General features: G+C 70.0%; 16 protein-coding genes. 8 read left to right on the forward strand and 8 right to left on the reverse strand.

Translation table 11 applies throughout. The annotated features are described in order from the left end of the window. Nucleotides 1-199: 199 nt before the first annotated feature. Complete coding sequence (locus tag ACFSKW_RS28035; protein WP_379575450.1) at nucleotides 200-364, forward strand: hypothetical protein; 165 nt, start codon at nucleotides 200-202, stop codon at nucleotides 362-364. Nucleotides 365-538: 174 nt separating this feature from the next. Here ACFSKW_RS28035 and ACFSKW_RS28040 read toward each other — a convergent pair whose 3' ends face one another. Continuing rightward, nucleotides 539-1,426 (reverse strand): TrmB family transcriptional regulator, encoded by an 888-nt coding sequence (locus ACFSKW_RS28040; RefSeq protein WP_379575451.1) that lies wholly within the window; start codon nucleotides 1,424-1,426, stop codon nucleotides 539-541. A 925-nt stretch (nucleotides 1,427-2,351) separates the two neighbouring features. On the opposite strand from ACFSKW_RS28040, the gene ACFSKW_RS28045 reads away from it, so the two are divergent. The 3 genes from ACFSKW_RS28045 to ACFSKW_RS28055 all read left to right on the forward strand — a co-directional run bounded on the left by ACFSKW_RS28045 (nucleotide 2,352) and on the right by ACFSKW_RS28055 (nucleotide 4,684). After that, a complete protein-coding gene (locus tag ACFSKW_RS28045; protein ID WP_379575452.1) occupies nucleotides 2,352-2,546 on the forward strand; it encodes a helix-turn-helix transcriptional regulator in 195 nt (64 codons plus the stop codon). Next, a complete protein-coding gene (locus ACFSKW_RS28050) occupies nucleotides 2,536-2,916 on the forward strand; it encodes a hypothetical protein (protein ID WP_379575453.1) in 381 nt (126 codons plus the stop codon). The genes ACFSKW_RS28045 and ACFSKW_RS28050 overlap by 11 nt, the downstream gene beginning before the upstream one ends. A 304-nt stretch (nucleotides 2,917-3,220) precedes the next feature. Beyond that, entirely contained in the window at nucleotides 3,221-4,684 is a 1,464-nt protein-coding gene (locus tag ACFSKW_RS28055; protein ID WP_379575454.1) for a serine hydrolase domain-containing protein, read from the forward strand. Nucleotides 4,685-5,324: 640 nt separating this feature from the next. Here the strand turns inward: ACFSKW_RS28055 and ACFSKW_RS28060 are convergent. Both ACFSKW_RS28060 and ACFSKW_RS28065 read right to left on the reverse strand, forming a co-directional pair. Further along, complete coding sequence (locus ACFSKW_RS28060; RefSeq protein ID WP_379575455.1) at nucleotides 5,325-5,498, reverse strand: hypothetical protein; 174 nt, start codon at nucleotides 5,496-5,498, stop codon at nucleotides 5,325-5,327. Between the two features lie 266 nt (nucleotides 5,499-5,764). Next, nucleotides 5,765-6,775 (reverse strand): TerC/Alx family metal homeostasis membrane protein, encoded by a 1,011-nt coding sequence (locus ACFSKW_RS28065; RefSeq protein WP_379575456.1) that lies wholly within the window; start codon nucleotides 6,773-6,775, stop codon nucleotides 5,765-5,767. 539 nt (nucleotides 6,776-7,314) lie between these two features. Here ACFSKW_RS28065 and ACFSKW_RS28070 point away from each other — a divergent pair. Next, a complete protein-coding gene (locus ACFSKW_RS28070) occupies nucleotides 7,315-7,539 on the forward strand; it encodes a hypothetical protein (protein WP_379575457.1) in 225 nt (74 codons plus the stop codon). A gap of 116 nt (nucleotides 7,540-7,655) precedes the next feature. Here ACFSKW_RS28070 and ACFSKW_RS28075 read toward each other — a convergent pair whose 3' ends face one another. The 4 genes from ACFSKW_RS28075 to ACFSKW_RS28090 all read right to left on the reverse strand — a co-directional run bounded on the left by ACFSKW_RS28075 (nucleotide 7,656) and on the right by ACFSKW_RS28090 (nucleotide 11,889). Further along, nucleotides 7,656-8,306 carry a response regulator gene (locus ACFSKW_RS28075; RefSeq protein ID WP_379575458.1) on the reverse strand — a complete coding sequence of 217 codons (651 nt, stop codon included), beginning with the start codon at nucleotides 8,304-8,306 and terminating at the stop codon, nucleotides 7,656-7,658. Then, nucleotides 8,303-9,460: a sensor histidine kinase gene (locus ACFSKW_RS28080; RefSeq protein WP_379575702.1), complete on the reverse strand. Its 1,158-nt coding sequence runs from the start codon at nucleotides 9,458-9,460 to the stop codon at nucleotides 8,303-8,305. Before ACFSKW_RS28080 ends, ACFSKW_RS28075 begins: the two co-directional genes overlap by 4 nt. Further along, complete coding sequence (locus ACFSKW_RS28085; protein WP_379575459.1) at nucleotides 9,460-10,281, reverse strand: hypothetical protein; 822 nt, start codon at nucleotides 10,279-10,281, stop codon at nucleotides 9,460-9,462. Before ACFSKW_RS28085 ends, ACFSKW_RS28080 begins: the two co-directional genes overlap by 1 nt. 738 nt (nucleotides 10,282-11,019) lie before the next feature. Then, nucleotides 11,020-11,889, reverse strand: a complete 870-nt coding sequence (locus ACFSKW_RS28090; protein WP_379575460.1) for a LysR family transcriptional regulator — start codon at nucleotides 11,887-11,889, stop codon at nucleotides 11,020-11,022. A gap of 75 nt (nucleotides 11,890-11,964) precedes the next feature. Between ACFSKW_RS28090 and ACFSKW_RS28095 the strand changes: the two genes are divergently transcribed. Both ACFSKW_RS28095 and ACFSKW_RS28100 read left to right on the forward strand, forming a co-directional pair. Beyond that, nucleotides 11,965-12,612 carry a hypothetical protein gene (locus tag ACFSKW_RS28095; RefSeq protein WP_379575461.1) on the forward strand — a complete coding sequence of 216 codons (648 nt, stop codon included), beginning with the start codon at nucleotides 11,965-11,967 and terminating at the stop codon, nucleotides 12,610-12,612. Next, a complete protein-coding gene (locus tag ACFSKW_RS28100) occupies nucleotides 12,609-13,112 on the forward strand; it encodes a hypothetical protein (RefSeq protein WP_379575462.1) in 504 nt (167 codons plus the stop codon). The genes ACFSKW_RS28095 and ACFSKW_RS28100 overlap by 4 nt, the downstream gene beginning before the upstream one ends. A 337-nt stretch (nucleotides 13,113-13,449) precedes the next feature. Here the strand turns inward: ACFSKW_RS28100 and ACFSKW_RS28105 are convergent, their stop codons facing one another. Next, nucleotides 13,450-14,319 carry an SDR family oxidoreductase gene (locus ACFSKW_RS28105; protein ID WP_379575463.1) on the reverse strand — a complete coding sequence of 290 codons (870 nt, stop codon included), beginning with the start codon at nucleotides 14,317-14,319 and terminating at the stop codon, nucleotides 13,450-13,452. Nucleotides 14,320-14,396: 77 nt separating this feature from the next. On the opposite strand from ACFSKW_RS28105, the gene ACFSKW_RS28110 reads away from it, so the two are divergent. Next, nucleotides 14,397-14,975: a TetR/AcrR family transcriptional regulator gene (locus ACFSKW_RS28110; RefSeq protein ID WP_379575464.1), complete on the forward strand. Its 579-nt coding sequence runs from the start codon at nucleotides 14,397-14,399 to the stop codon at nucleotides 14,973-14,975. The last annotated feature ends 189 nt before the right edge of the window (nucleotides 14,976-15,164 follow it).

The raw sequence follows: 15,164 nt of genomic DNA on the forward strand, positions 1-15,164 counted from the left end.
GGAGCCCATCGCGCAGGCGAACCCTCTCAAGGCTCATGATCTCAACCTCGTACAGGCCCTAGCTCGCCCGTTCACTGCCGCGTCGTGGACCGCCGGACGGGCGCCCTGTGCCGGTTGCCGACCCCATCCCAGGACGTGTTCGGCCGATCAGCGGCCGGCCAGGCGGGAGACGCCGGCCGCGTGTTCCAGGATGCGGGCGTTGACCAGGTCCTTCCTGTACGGCGCGCTGACCGCGCTCCTGCCCACCGACGAGGAGAGCCGCCGCATCGTTCTGGCCTACACCGCCCACGTCACGTTCACCCTGACCGGCCCCGACCAGGCGGCGGCAGGCGTGTCGTACGCCAACGCCCTGCGGACGTCGTGACAGAGCGCGCTCGCGCAGGCGATGCCGGAGGCGGTCGAGGCTCAGGCCGCAGGCCTGGATGGCCAGCCGCAGCGCGACGCTGAACGGCCCGGCGGCCAGCGCCTCGTCGCGGGACCTGCGTAACTCGTCAGGCGACCGCTGGTTCACCGCCGCGCTCCCTTCCACCGTACCGGGCTACAGCCAGCCCCGCTGCGCGGCCGCGACGGCCAGCTGGAACCTGCTGGTCGTTGCCGTCATGGCCATGAGCTGCTCCAGCCGACGGTAGAACGTCCTACGGCTCATGCCCAGGCTCTGGGCCGCCCTGGCGTCGCTGACCCCGGCGTTGAGCAGGACGAGCAGCCTGCGATCGGCCGCTCTGATGGACGGTCCTGTCCCGGCCGCCAGATGCAACGGGATGGCCGCCTTCCAGCAGATCTCGAACAGGCCGACCAGCGCCTCCAGCAGGCCTCCCGAATAGACGATCGTCAGCGTCGCGTCCTGCCCGTCTTCGGGCCTGGTCAGCCACGCCAGATCCCTGTCGAGAATGGTCATGTTCACCGGCAGTTCCACCGCGGCCCGCGCCTGTTCCCCTGCCTCCACGCACGGCGTGACGTTCTGCTCCAGATACCCGGGCAGTTCCAGCGACTCCCTCGCGTAGACCACCCGGTAGGCGACACCCCTGCCGAGCTGCTCGATCTCGGCCCTGTTGACGGCCCCGAACAGGTGCGGCGGGCGGTCGAGCCGCCGGATCTCGTGCCGGACTCCGTTGACGAGTTGGCGGATGCGCAGTTTCACCGCCGGGCCGGTGACCACCTCGACCGGCGACTCGACGTCCGTCCTGCGGACCGACCTGCGATGGGTCTCGAAGGCGTGACCCACGGCGATGCGCGCCCGCTCGACGTCGGCCTGCCGCCGCCGTACCAGGGCGTCGAGGCCCACCTCGGGCACGACCGCGCGGAAGCAGTCGCCCGCGTCGTGCCGTCCCACCAGGCCCCAGGTGGTGAGCTCCTTGAACGCGGACCGCGCCTGCTCGGGTCTGATGTCCAGAGCTTCGGCCAGCGATGCCTCGGTCGCGTGCCGCATCGAGAGCAGGTGAACATAGACCCGAGCCACTTGGGGCTGTAAGCCGAGAATGACCAGGTGACTGCACAGATCATCCGGTTCCACGCGATCACTATAAGTAGTCCGATGGTCATATGTCGGCTATTTCAGCCGTGAGAGGGTGTGCCGTACCGCCTCGCCTGCCGTCGCCGTGGCCGGCGGTGGTCCGCCAACGCCTGGTCGGCCGCATTCAGGGCGAAACGCCTGGAGGCGCTCCAGCCTGGGCCGGGCGACCGCGGGGAGCCGGTGGTGGCGCTCGGAGATCCCGGGCAGCGGCCACATGGCGCGGGCGAGCGCGACAGGGTCGCCCCAGGGCTGAGCAGCACCTCATGAAGATCACCCCGTCCCGGAATCGCCGATCAGACACAGCGGCAGATGCTTGCGGCGTCGCGGCCGGGGCCCTGGCGCTCCCGCTCGGTCCCCTCTGACGCTCGTCACCGCGTCCCTCGGGATGCGGTGACGCAGGTCGCTCCGCGCGTCGGCAGGCAGGGCGCGAGGGAGGCACGTTCCGGGGGATCCCGGCGGCCGGCCGCCGGGGATCGCCTCCGGCGTGCCACAGCTCCTCTCACAGCCTGGGGGTCGAACCGACCGAGCACCGGACGCGCCGCCACCCGGACGGGCGGCCGTTGTTCACCGGGGCGATACCGACGCCGCCACCTGGGCGCCGGGGATTCTCCCGTCGCCGAACGTGGCCGTCGGCGATGGGCCGCCGCAGGCGTGTCCGCTGCGGCCTGCCCCAGGCGTCTCAGCGGCGGGCCGCCACACGCGTTGGCGGCGGCCACCTCGCGTGTGCGGCCCATGCCGGTCGACCACGTGCGCGTGCTCGCGAAGTAAAGCTCGCTTGACATCCGAGCGGTGTCAAGGATACTTTCCATCAGAGGGTCGAGGTAAAGGGAGCTTTACGTTTGTGGACAACGACATCAGAGAGTTGCGCAACGCCGCCGGGCTCTCCCAGCAGGCCCTCGGGGAGCGTCTCGGTGTCTCCAGGCAAACGATCAATGCCATCGAGCAAGGCCGATACGACCCTTCGCTTCCGCTCGCCATCCGATTGGCCCGGTTCTTTGGCCGATCCGTCGAGGAGATCTTCCACTGTGACGACTAACCGCTGGTTCTTCCCGGTGATCTGCCTCCTGCTCGGCCTGCTGATGGGCGTGCCGGTCATGGCCCGCGGTGACGTCGTCGTCGGGCTCGCGCTCGTCGGGGTCATGGTCGGTTACGCCACCTTCCTGCTGCTGACGCGCAAGCGCAGCGAGACCACCGCCATGCTGAGCGGGGAGTTGGGCGACGAGCGGCGCAGGCTCAACGAGCTGCGCGCCCGCGGCGCCATGGCCCATGTGCTCAGCACGGTGCTGATCGGCGGGTTCTTCGTACAGCTCTGGCGCGGGGAGGATGCCACGCCGTTCGCCCTCCTGGCAGCCGTCGCGGGGGTGTCCTATGTGGTCGCGCTCGTCTACTTCTCCCGTCGCGGCTGACCGCCAGAGCTGACCCGCCGCGTCCCGGCTGCCATCTCCCGCCGCGCCCTGGCGCTCCCCTGTGGCCGGTATCCGCCGAGCACGCATACCGCCTGGCCGGGGTGGTCAGGCGGGCGACCCCGCGCCGCCTGCTGGGAGGAGTCGCTGTTCCCGCGCCGCTCACCGGGTGAAGGTCGCGGTTCCGTCGCTCGCGGACCGGCTCCGGTGGCGAGCCGTGCCGCGTGGCGCGGACCGTGCGGTACCCCCTGGGGCCGATCACAGCAGCCGAAGCGATTCGATCCGATCTTGAGAGGGGATGCGTTCCATGTTTCAGCGGAGTGGCCGTGGGCTGACACCAGGCCGGCTGACGTCCGCCCTTGTCGCGGCGGGGCTGGCCGCCGTCGTGGCCTTCGCCGCCGCGCCAGCGCCGCCGCGGCTGGGGTCCGCGATGACCGGCGATCAGGCGCTGGGCGAGGCAGTACGGCGAGCGGCCGGATCCGACGGCTACCGCGCGCTGTCCGTGGCGCTGATCGAGAACGGTGTCGTCCGCACGGCGGGCGTCGGCGACATGGGCGGTCCCGCGCCACGCCCTGTTGACGCGTCCACCCTGTTCGAGATCGGCTCGGTCGGCAAGGTGCTCACCGGCATGGTCCTCGCCGACATGGTCGCGAGAGACGGACTCGACCCGCGTTCTCCGGTAGCCGGTCTCAAGGGCTCGATCACCTACGAGGAACTGGCCAGCCACCGTTCCGGCCTGCCCAGGCTGGCCGGTGGTCTCGGCCCGCTGGTACGGGGGGCCGCCGCGAACTACACCCACGGCAACCCCTACGCCGGACAGGGCGTCTCCGACGTGCGCGAGGCGGCCGGCACCGCCGAGCTCTCCGGGCGCGGCACGGTCGCCTACTCCAACCTCGGCATGTCCGTGCTCGGGCACGCGCTCGGCGAGCGAGCGAGGCTGCCCTATGCCGATCTGCTGAAGCGGCGGGTGCTCGAACCGCTCGGCATGAAGGCCACCACCACCTCCACTCCGCCGGCGGGCAGGGCGCACGGGTACGTGGAGGCCGGGCACGAGGCGGCCCCATGGACGAGTGACGGCTACGCCCCGGCGGGCATCGGCGTCTGGTCCACGAGTGCCGACCTCGCCCTCCTGATCGACGCGATGCTGAAGGGCGGCGCCCCGGGGGCCGACGCGGCGACGCCCCGCTTCACCGACGACGACACCAGCCGCATCGGCTACGGCTGGTACACGACGACGACCGCGAAGGGCCAGGTCACCTGGCACAACGGCGGCACCGGCGGCTTCCGCGCATATGTCGGATTCGACCGCGCGGGCGGGCGGGGCGTGGTCGTGCTGGGCAACACCGACAAGGACGTCGACCACGTGGGCCTGCGGCTGCTCGGCCACGACGGGCCCCGGCCCGCGTCCGGCGATCCGCTCCTCCTCACGATCACCGCCGGGCTGCTCCTCGCCGCGCTCGTGACCTCGTGGGAGTTGGCGACCCGCCGCACGCCCACCCGTAACCGCCCCCAGGCCGACCGGCTCGGGATCGTCAGCGCGACGGCCAACGCCGCCCTGATGCTCTGGGTGGCCTGGTTGGCCGGAGCCTGGGGCACGGTGCCTTTCGCCCTGTTCATCCTCGTGGCGGCGGCCACCGCGGCGGGCACGGCCCTGCATGTGGCCCGCTGGCGAGAGCTGCCCACGGCAAGGCAACGCGGTCGCTGGCTGCCCACCGCCTTCGGCCTCGTCCTCAATGCGGTGATCGTCGCGCTCCTCGTCTTCGTGACCTGACACCTGCCGCCCGGGCGATGTCCCGGCGATGTCCCGGAGCGTCTGGACGGGTCCACGTGGAACAGGCCGGAGGCTCGTATCCCCTGGCGTGGCGGCGGGCGATGGATATGGAATCTCGACAGGGTCGTGGGGGTGTCTGCCGAGCCGCCCCTGATGGTCTGTTGGAGCGAGCGACACCCTCCTGCCGCTGTCGGACAGGGTCAAGCCGATCCGCGGCGCCCCCACCGCGAGCCCGGCGGCCGTCATGCCGACCGCGGCCACGACCACGACCACGACAAGTACCGCCGCCTGCCGCGGCACCGCGGGATCAAACCGGTCATCGCCTGCCGCGGCAACCCGCACGGATCGGGGTCGAGGCGGACTGCGCGCGGGGTCGTGCCGCCGACCGCGACGAGGATGCCGACCGTGTTCGGCGCACACCCCAGCCCATCCTGCAGAAGGCGAACGGGCGTGTCAGGTCGGCGGCGGTCCCCACCAAATCGTAGGCATCCTGGCGGACGAGGCCGTCGACGGCAGGCCCGAGCCGAGGCCCACCGTAGGAAGGCTGAGCAGGAGCCAGGCACGATGGCTCGTATCGTCGCCGGCGCACGGCCCGACCGGCACGCCCCGTCACCGCCGACGGAAGTCGACATCGATCCGCTCAGCCGCGGCCCGGCCTCTGGTGCCGGTCGTGGCGGAACAGCGCGCAGAAGCCGGTCCGATGGCGTCCGACCCCGCGCGGCGGCGGCCCCGTCCACAAGACGGCGGCGCTGACGAACGCGGAGCACACCAGCAGGATGCCGAGCAGGATCTCGGGCAGCACAGCGAGCGACATCACGACTCTCCCTTCGCCTCGCGGTGGCATGCGATCACGAGGACGAAGGTCTTCCCGCACCCTGCGCTTCAGGCGGCAGGGCCACCCCGCCGGGCCCTTGGGAAAGGCCGTGGTGACGATCGGGGTGACGATCGGCTGTCGGACGGCGGGTACTCCCCTCCGTGCTGTTTTCCACTATCCGCCCGGCCCCCCGCGGGGTCAACGCCGCAGAGGCCGGATGGGCTGCCACGTGACGTCACGCCATCGCGGCGGCCGCGAAGCCGAGATCAGTGTTGGTCCTGCGCGGAGACGCGCCGGACAGAGCGGCCGTTGGCGTACACGCTCGTGACCGTGACGGTGACCAGGACCGCGACGATCACCGTCAGCGAGGCCATGGTCGGGATCTCCGGTACCCAGGTCCAGATGCCGTGGGCCCAGTGCAGGACGAGCTTGACGCCGATGAAGGCCAGGATGAGGCCGAGGCCGTGATTGAGGTGGCGCAGCTTGGCCAGAACACCCAGAAGCACGAAGTAGAGCGCGCGCAGGCCCAACAGCGCGAAGGCGTTGGTGGCGAAGACGAGGAACGGGTCTTCGGTCACGCCGTAGACGGCTGGCACCGAGTCGACGGCGAAGACGATGTCGGTGGCGAAGACGGCCACGATGGCCAGCGCCAGCGGGGTCAGGGCGCGGCGGCCGCCAACGCGGACGATCAGCTGGGAGCCGCGGTAGTCGTCGGTGACCGGCATGAAGCGCCGCAGCAGCCGGATGGTGCGCATGGAGCCGATGTCGACTTCCTGCTCCTTCCCTCGCAGCGCCTCCTTGAGGATCTTGCCGGCGGTGACGATCAGGATGCCGCCGAACAGGAGGAATGCCCAGGTGCCGCTCTGCAGGACGGCCGCGCCGAGCGCGATGAAGATCGCGCGCAGCACCAGGGCGCCGATGATGCCGTACAGCAGGACGCGCTGGGCCAGCTCGGCCGGGACCGCGAAGGCGGTCAGCAGCAGCATGAACACGAACAGGTTGTCCACCGACAGCGACTTCTCCACCACGTACCCGGTGAAGAACTCCACTGCCACCCCCGACCCGAACGCCTGCCACACGTAGAGGCCGAAGACCAGGGGCAGCGCCAGGTAGAAGACCGACCATCCGAGCGCCTCCCTCATCCGCACCTCGTGCGGCCGCCGCGTCAGCGTGAAGTCCATCGCCAGGAGCAGCGCGAGTGCGGCCAGGGTGACGGCCCACAGGAGTGGTGAGCCGATGGTTTCGAGCTCGGTCAGTACAGTCGTCCGCCCGGACAATGGAGCCTCCTCGAACGCGTTTGGCTGTTCGAGGTCTCCTTCACCCACATCAGGCGGGCGGCCGTCCGGGGACGCTGCTGGAGGTCCGTATTGACCGGGCCGGCGCTTGGGAAGTACTCCCCTCGCCTTTCAGGTTAGGCCAACCTTCGGGCACACTCCAACCGTTCGTGAAGGATGGGGATCGTCGACCGCGGTCCGCGACATGCCGCGGACGTACGTCCCAGCAGCAGTCCGATGGTCCTCACGCCTCCGTGCTGATCATGGAAGCCGGGGACGCCTCGACGTGTTGTGCGTTCGCGTGAGGGAAGGCCTCCGCCGATCGCAGAGCCGGGGCACGACCGCGCCGTCGACCGGCCCCTCACCCGGTCACTGATGGCCTACGAGCACTGACCGGGCTCAGGACTCACTCGCCGTCGACGGAAGCCGCGTTGTGGCCCCGTCACAATGAGCTCGAGCCCTCTTGTGGCTGACCATCTTGGCCGGTGTTCGAAGGCGGGACATAGTCGTGGTCATGTGGACTCAGAACGACGGACGTGACCGTGCGACACAACAGTGACTATCTGCTCGACGACGATGAGAGGATCAGGGCCTTCGTCCACGACCATCCGTGGGCGACACTGCTCAGCGGCACGCCGCGCGGCGGCCTCGTCTGCTCTCACCTGCCGGTCGGAGGATCCAGCATCAGCGTGTCCACCAACCAGGGGGAAGTTCCAACCCTTCCCTCATCCGTGCGGACCGCCAGCGTCCGGGAGTTGTACGGTTGATTGATCGACAAGCGCCGCTTTTGTTCGGCCCTATGCCATCGAGGCCGTCTCTCTGGCGAGACAGCGACTTCCGCCGCTATCGACTCTCCCGGACCTGGCCGCGATCCGTGCAGAGCTCATATGCGGGGCACCTGGCCGTGTTCGTAGGCCCATATGACCGCCTGGACGCGGTCGCGGAGCTGGAGCTTGGCCAGGATGCGACCGACGTGGGTCTTGACCGTGCCCTCCGAGAGGAAGAGGCGCCCGGCGATCTCGGCGTTCGTCTCGCCCTGCGCGATGTGCTGGAGGACCTCCCGCTCGCGGTCCGTGAGGGGAAGGGACGGATTGGCCTGCAGCGGCAGGGTGGGGGCGACGTGGTCGAGCAGCCGCCGCGTGGTGGAGGGTGCGATGACCGCGTCACCCTCGTGCACGGTCCGGATGGCCGCCACGATCTCCTCGGCGGGCGCGTCCTTGAGCAGGAACCCCGAAGCGCCCGCACGGAGCGCGGCGAAGGCGTATTCGTCCAGGTCGAACGTAGTGAGCATGATGACCTTGGGCCCAGCCCCGGTCCCGGCCAGGAGCCTGCGGGTGGCTTCCACACCGTCGAGGACAGGCATCCGCACGTCCATGAGCACCACGTCGGCGACGACCTTCCCGAGCCTGGTCAGGGCGTCGAGGCCGTCGCGCGCATCCCCCACGACAGTCATGTCGCCCTGAGCCTGGATGACCATGATCGTACCGGTACGGACGAGGTCCTGATCGTCCACCACAAACACCCGGATCGTCACACTGCGCCCTTCTGGTACGGCAAGCGGGCCGTCACCACGAAGCCCCGCTCCTCTGCGGCTCCGGCGAAGAGCGTGCCACCGACTGCCAGCACTCTCTCGCGCATCCCGGCCAGCCCGTTGCCCGGCGCCGTGCCCTCGGTCGGCACGGGAGCCCGGCCGTCGTCCGCCACGGTCACTTCCAGGTTCACCGGCGTCCACGACAATCTGACCGACGAGCTCGCTCCGCCGCCCGCGTGCTTGAGCGTGTTGGTCAACGCCTCCTGGACCACCCGGTAGAGCGCCAGCTCCGCCCCCGGCCCGATCGGCCGGGCCCTACCGGAGGTGGTCATGGTCACCGCGAGCCCGGCCGCGCGAGTCCGATCCAGCAGCTCCGGGAGTTCGGGCAGGCCCGGTTGCGGCCGGAGATCGCTGGCCTCGGGGCCGGCGGCGGTGTCCGCGCGGAGCACACCGACCAGGCCGCGCATCTCGGTGAGCGCTTGGCGTCCGGTCTCTTCCACCGTGGCCAGCACCTCGGTGGCGCGGTCGGGGATCAGTCGCCCACCTCTGGCCTGGGCGACGATGACGGCCAGGGCGTGGGCCACCACGTCGTGCATCTCGCGGGCGATCCTGGCCCGTTCCGCCAGGGTGGCCTGAGCGGCTGACACGCTGGCCTGTTCCTTGAGGAGCTTGACGTAGGCGAGCTGAGTCCTGCGGTACAGGCCAAGCCCCCAGGCCGCCACCACGATGGCCACCAGGAGACCCAGCAGCATCCACGGATTCGGTCCCAGATGGGCGGCCGCGACGCTGGAGTCTGTGGCGAACCTGGCCGCGGCCAGTCCCGCCCCCGCCAGTCCCACGACCACGGGTAGGTACGACCTGCCGTACGCGGTGCAGGAGTAGAGGGCGAGCGGGAAGATCACGACGGTCGGCAAGACGATGAAGAGCCCGGTCACGACTGCTTGTACGGCCAGCGCCACGGCGATCACAAGGAATGCGCGCAGGTCCCGGCGGAAGGCGAATGCCACATGCGCCAGCAGGCAGGCCGCCACCAGGATCGCTGCCCGCTCCCCTGGCAGCGACAGCACCGCCACCACGACCGAGAGCAGGAACAGCGGTACCCCGACCACGAACGCGGCCACAGCGTCGAACGTGTGCGCCCCCGCCACCCACCGCATCACCGCGTGAGCACCCTGGCGGTCTGCCGCTGGTAGGCCAGGGTGGCTCCGGCCACCGCGAGCCCGAACAGCAGCCAGCTCCCGTATACGCAGGAGACCATGACGACCGCTGAGGCGTCACCGAGCGGCACCGGCCCGTCGGTCACGCCCATGAGCTGCGAGAGGGTGCCGAACACGGACATGCTCCCCATGGTGCTCAACATAGCGGCTCCCGTCCAACCGCCGAACAGCACCAGCCTGCGCGGAAGCCGCCTCCCCCATGCCTGAACAAGGGCCAACGATCCGATCGCCCCGATGGCCAGCATGATCAACTCGCCGTACGGAAGTCCCTCGGAGTAGTCGGCGGGGCGCAGGAACGACCCGCCCAGCGACCAGTACAGCTTGACCGTCGGATAGATGAACCCGAGCGCGAATGCCGTGTAGCCGAGCCACGGCCCGCTCGGCAGCTGGGTGCGCCGCAGCACCAGCGTCCCAACGAGCCCGGTGGCAGCGAGACTGAGTGCTCGTCTCGCCATCCCAGGCCCGTCCACCCGGGCGAACTCCCCGGCCGGTATCTCGGTCACCACGAAGAATGCGCGGAAGCAGTCGAGCACCAGGCCACCCGCCGACCAGAGCAATAGCACCGACGAGAGCCAGCCCACGACGATCGGCCGTTCGAAGACAGCGAAGCCCGCACCGGCCAGGGCTGCGGCTGCCGTCACCCAGTGCGGTGCGAACCCGGTGGTGTAGGACAGAGTCGGCAGCGCGTCTGTGGCCAATGCGGCGATGAACGTGAACACGGACGCCGTCAACGCCGCCATTTGGAGTCTGGATAGTCGCATGCCTCCAACGATTCCGCCCGGGAACGGCTGCCGCGTCTGCACCGAGTCCACCAAGGAGGTGACTTGCGAGGTATTGACAGATCCGTGTTACAGCTCCAGGACCCCTGGGTTCGTCGACCGTGACGACCTGGCCGTAGCGACAGGGCCTGATGTGGCCGGTGCTCGTTGTAGTGGCGCCCGTATTCGGCCAGAACCTTGTCGCAGGTGCCGCTCACCGTGAACTAGCAGGTGATCGAGGCACTCCCGCCTGAGCCTGCCGACGCACCGCTCGGCGAAAGCGGTTGCCCATGGCGAGTGCGGCGGAATCTTGAGGACGTGTGCACATCCGCGCCGGCGAGCACCCCGTCACATCCCCAGCCGAACTTGCCATGCCTGCCGTGAGCATGCCTTGCTCGCGTACCGGCACCAGCTGCTCGATGGTGTCGATGCGCCGCTTCAGGTCCTGGTGCGCTTCGTGGTAGAGGGCCCAGGTCCGGTGGATCGCGGCGGTGCCCTGGCGGCCGACCCAGTCCTCGCCCGCCTCGGCGATGGCCGCGTCGAGCTCGGGGCGCGTCCTGGTCAGGGCCTATTTCCCGCCTCCATCCGGCGGATCAGCTCATGTGCGCCTCAGGGGTCGATCCCCACGAACTCCCCCATGAACCCTCCCAGAGGGTGTGGTTACGGGGCGGAAGTCAAGCACACCGGCGGTTCGGGGTAGACGCGTTCGAGATTCCCATAAACAACCGGAATCACGGGCCCTCAGCGGAACAGGGAGCGGAAGTTGCGGACCAGCGGGTTCGGGTCGCCGGTGCGCCAGGTCAGGTCCAGCGTCACCACCCGGGTCGGGGGGGCCAGGGGGCGGAAGGCCACGTCGCCACGGCGCAGGCGGGCCACCGACTCAGGCACGACGGATACGCCGATCCCCGCCGCCACCAGGCCCACGATGGTCTGCATCTGCACGGCCTCCTGCACGATCCTGGGCTCGAAGCCCATTGCTCTGATGATCTGGTCGTGTAGTGCGGGTCCGTGCCGGCGGGGGAACATGACGAACGGCTCGCCGGCGAGGGCGGTGGGCGGGAGTGACGCGCGCGGGGCGAGGGGGTGGTCGGTGGGGAGGGCGGCGAGGAGCAGTTCGCGAGCCACGGTGTGGGTGGTCAGGACCTCGGCGGCGGGTCCGGCGAGCGGAGCGTGCAGGAGGCCGACGTCGAGCAGGCCCTGCCGGAGCTCCTCGGCCTGCTGTGCGGTGGGCAGCTCGCGTAGCTCGACCTGGACGCCGGGGTAGCGGGCGCGGAAGCGGCGAAGCACGCGCGGGAGAGTGAGGTTGGTCGCCGAGCCGACGAATCCGATCAACAGCCGGCCTGCCTCTCCCCTTCCGACCCGGCGGGCCGACTCGGCTGCGAGGGCGGCGTGGGTCAGGCTCGCACGGGCCTCGGCGACGAACGCCTCGCCCGCGGGGGTGAGGCTTACCTGCCTGGTCGTGCGTTCGAACAAGCGCACGCCCAGCTCGTCCTCCAGCTTGCCGATCTGCTGGCTGAAGGGTGGTTGCCGCACGCCCTCGCGGAGCGCGGCCCGGCCGAAGTTGAGCTCCTCGGCAAGAGCGACCGCGTAGCGCAGCTGCTGAAGGTTCATATGTCACTGATATTAATCGGCCCGGATTTAGCTCTGGGTCGGGTCTAATCGTGTCGGGTGGTGAGGATGGCTGTCATGAAGTCGATGATTGTCGGAGGCGCTGCCGTACATCTCCTCCTCGGCACGTTGCATCACGGGTGGGAGGACTTCAGGACGGAGCGGCCACTGTACGTGTCCGGGACGGTGACGGAGGTCAGGTGGGGCAACCCGCATCCGGAGGTGCGGCTGCGAGTGGCCGCCCCGGTGCGGTTGCCGTCCGGGCTGGCCAGGCGCTCCATCCCGCCCGAGCTGGAGGAGCTCGGTGGTCGGGACGTGTTGCGGCGTGCCCAGCCGTTCGACGGTCGGGATGCGGAAGTGGTGCTGGTCCTCGCGCCGGTGGAGCGGCTGACCGCGTGGGGTATGCCGGACGAGGTGGAGGAGGGTGAGCGGCTTGAGGCCGTCGGGTATGTGCATCGCGAGCATGCCGACGAGATCCGGCCGGAGCTGCTGGTCAGGCAGGACGGGCGAGCGATCAGGCAGCGCTCGGTCCCGTTGCCGGAAGGCCCGCCGCCGGCCGCCGCCTCTTCCGGTTCGGCGACCGAACCCGCCGAGGCCGGCCCGGCTACCGGCTCCGGCAACGCCGGTTCGGGGCCGCTTCCCTGGCTCGTGGGGGGTGCCCTTCTGGTCGGCGGTGCCACAGTGGTGGCGGTGCGGGCAGGGAGGAAGGGCGGCAACGGCCGATGATGCCGGAGGCGGGCGGCTGGGTGGACGTGCTCATGTGGCTCGAGCAGACGTGGCCGGCCGAGTTCGTCAGGGTGACGCCGTGGGTGTATTCGTCGTTGGAGATCGTGCACCTGCTGGGGCTGGCGCTGCTAGTCGGCCCGGCCACCCTGTTCGATATGCGGCTGCTCGGTGCGGGCCAAGACGCTGTGTCTGTGGTGGCGGCGGCGCGGCGTCTGCTGCCGGTCGCGCGGGCCGGGTTCGCCGCGGCGGCGCTGTCCGGGGCCGCGATGTTCGCGGCCGGGGCCCGGGAGATCGCGGGCACCAGTGCCGCGCCGGTCAAGCTGACCCTGCTCTTGGTAGCCGGGGTCAACGTCGCGCTGTTCCACCTCGGTGTCTATCGCAGGGTGGGCGAGTGGGACGGCGTCCGTCGCGCACCGGTAGCGGCCAGGGTGGCGGGCGCCGTCTCGCTCGTCACGTGGGCAGGGGTGGTCGCCTGCGGGCGGCTGATCGCCTACACCTGAGCAAGCGTCCGGTGGCGTCCACCCCGATCGCCTGCACCTGAGCCGGCCCCCATCGTGTCCTCCCCGATCGCCTACGCCTCGGCCGCCATCCGATCCCGGCTGAACACTGCCGACAGCCTGTTCCCCTCGTGGGATCGCAGCACGAGCAAGGACAAGACGACCTGGCGCGACCCTGCCGTTGCCGACGCCTACGTCAAGGCGGCCCTCGCCTCCGACCCGACCAGCGCGAGCCGTACCCATGCCGAGGGGATCGCTAGAAAGGCGGGTCTCGCGACCTTCGGAAGGCCGACGAGTGGTCATGGTCTACGCCGGCAGGGTCCGTCGGCGTTTGCGAGCATCAGCTCGACTGGAAGAACTGCCCGGAGTTGGCGGCCAGGAACTGCGCGAACGTTCTGGGTTCGCGGCCGCTCAGTTCCCGCACCACGGTGGTCGTCGGCTCCAGCCTCCCGGTCGCCACCTGCCGGGAGAGCTCAGCGACGTCTTCGGCGAAGTGGTCCGCCAGCCCTTGTGCCCTCAGCGCGGCTGCCAGCTCTTCAGGAGTCAGGTCGATCTGCTCGACGGTACGGCCCAGCGTGGTCGAGAGCTGCTGAGCGATCTCAGCCTGAGTGAGCGCCCGCGGCCCGGTCACCACGTACGTCTCGCCTTCGCCGTCCGGACCAGTCAGCAGGGCGGCCGCGCAGGCGGCGATGTCGTAGCAGTCGACATATGACACGCCGGCGTCGCCGTACGCGCCGATGAGCTTGCCGTCGGCGGTGAAAGTACCGGCCCCGGTGACGAAATTCTGCATGAAACCGCTGGGCTGCAGAATCGAGCAGGAAAGTCCGGACGCCTTGAGGTATTCCTCAATCTCCCAGTGCGCACCCTCGGCCAGCCGCCCGCCCCGGTGGGCGTGCCAGACGGAGATCTTCACCACCCGGGACACCCCGGCGGCGCGGGCCGCATCGATGGCGGCACGCTGCTGGCGGATCATCGGCTGCTCGCCGTCCACCGGCTCAGCGCCACCCGCGTTGAGGAACAGCCGGTCCACGCCCTTCAGCGCAGGGCCGAGCGAGGCGGGATCGTCGAAGTCGCCCACCACGAAGTCGCAGCCCAGGGCTTTCCCCTTGGCCTCATCGCGCACCATCGCCCGGAAGGGGATGCCGCGGTCGAGCAGGAGACGGACGAGGTGCGTGCCGATGGAGCCGGTGGCTCCGGTGACCAGGATCATGAGCGCCTTCTTCCGGTAATCTGAGGCTGCCTCGAGAACATATACTGAGGATGCCTCGAATTACCAGTGGAGTCAGCATGACCACCGCCCGCAGGCCCCGAGCAGACGCCCGACGTAATTATGAGCGTGTTCTGGCCGAGGCCGACGCCGCCTTCCGTGAGCGCGGGGTCGAGGCCAGCCTGGAGAGCATCGCGCGCGCCGCGGGCGTCGCTATCGGCACGCTCTACGGCCACTTTCCCACCCGTCGGGCGTTGGTCGGCGCGCTGCTGCGGGAGCGCAACGACGCCCTTTTCGAACTGGGCGACAGGCTCATCGCTCAGCCGAGGCCGGACGCGCTGGCCATCTGGATCCGCAGCGTTACCGAACACGCCGCCACCTACAGCGGCCTGGCCGCCATGCTGGCGGACGGCCTGGATGACGAGAATTCGGAACTGCACGCCTCCTGCGCACGCCTGGCGGAAATCGGCGACCGGCTTGTCGCGCTGGCCCGCGAATCGGGCATCGTACGCTCGGACGCGACAGGCGCGGACGTGACCGCACTCACCACCGCCGCCGCCGCGCTCCACGACCACCTGTCGGCAGCCGACGCCGACCGCCTCATCACCGTCACCCTCGACGGCCTCGCCAGAACGGCTCGCTCCCCGGTCACCAGTTGATGTCGCAGAAAGATCAACCTCCCGGCGCCCGCCGTAGGCGATCACATCGAGGCCGTCGGAACGGTTGTGAAAGCCGGTCGCACGCTGAGCGTGGGTGTTCGGCGTCCAAGACGGGGGTCGCTGGTTGCGACTGGCCAGCCGACGCCGATGTGCGTGAAGAAGCGCCCCGAACAGCCTGTACCGCATCAA

This window comes from Nonomuraea mangrovi, from assembly GCF_042681425.1.
Classification (GTDB): domain Bacteria; phylum Actinomycetota; class Actinomycetes; order Streptosporangiales; family Streptosporangiaceae; genus Nonomuraea; species Nonomuraea mangrovi.

Bases quoted from the DNA above. Each gene is read 5' to 3' on its own strand.
- ACFSKW_RS28105 (WP_379575463.1), bottom strand. From the start codon at position 14,319: ATGATCCTGGTCACCGGAGCCACCGGCTCCATCGGCACGCACCTCGTC.
- ACFSKW_RS28060 (WP_379575455.1), bottom strand. From the start codon at position 5,498: ATGTCGCTCGCTGTGCTGCCCGAGATCCTGCTCGGCATCCTGCTGGTG.
- ACFSKW_RS28095 (WP_379575461.1), top strand. From the start codon at position 11,965: ATGAAGTCGATGATTGTCGGAGGCGCTGCCGTACATCTCCTCCTCGGC.
- ACFSKW_RS28100 (WP_379575462.1), top strand. From the start codon at position 12,609: ATGATGCCGGAGGCGGGCGGCTGGGTGGACGTGCTCATGTGGCTCGAG.
- ACFSKW_RS28040 (WP_379575451.1), bottom strand. From the start codon at position 1,426: ATGCGGCACGCGACCGAGGCATCGCTGGCCGAAGCTCTGGACATCAGA.
- ACFSKW_RS28110 (WP_379575464.1), top strand. From the start codon at position 14,397: ATGACCACCGCCCGCAGGCCCCGAGCAGACGCCCGACGTAATTATGAG.
- ACFSKW_RS28090 (WP_379575460.1), bottom strand. From the start codon at position 11,889: ATGAACCTTCAGCAGCTGCGCTACGCGGTCGCTCTTGCCGAGGAGCTC.
- ACFSKW_RS28085 (WP_379575459.1), bottom strand. From the start codon at position 10,281: ATGCGACTATCCAGACTCCAAATGGCGGCGTTGACGGCGTCCGTGTTC.
- ACFSKW_RS28055 (WP_379575454.1), top strand. From the start codon at position 3,221: ATGTTTCAGCGGAGTGGCCGTGGGCTGACACCAGGCCGGCTGACGTCC.
- ACFSKW_RS28080 (WP_379575702.1), bottom strand. From the start codon at position 9,460: ATGCGGTGGGTGGCGGGGGCGCACACGTTCGACGCTGTGGCCGCGTTC.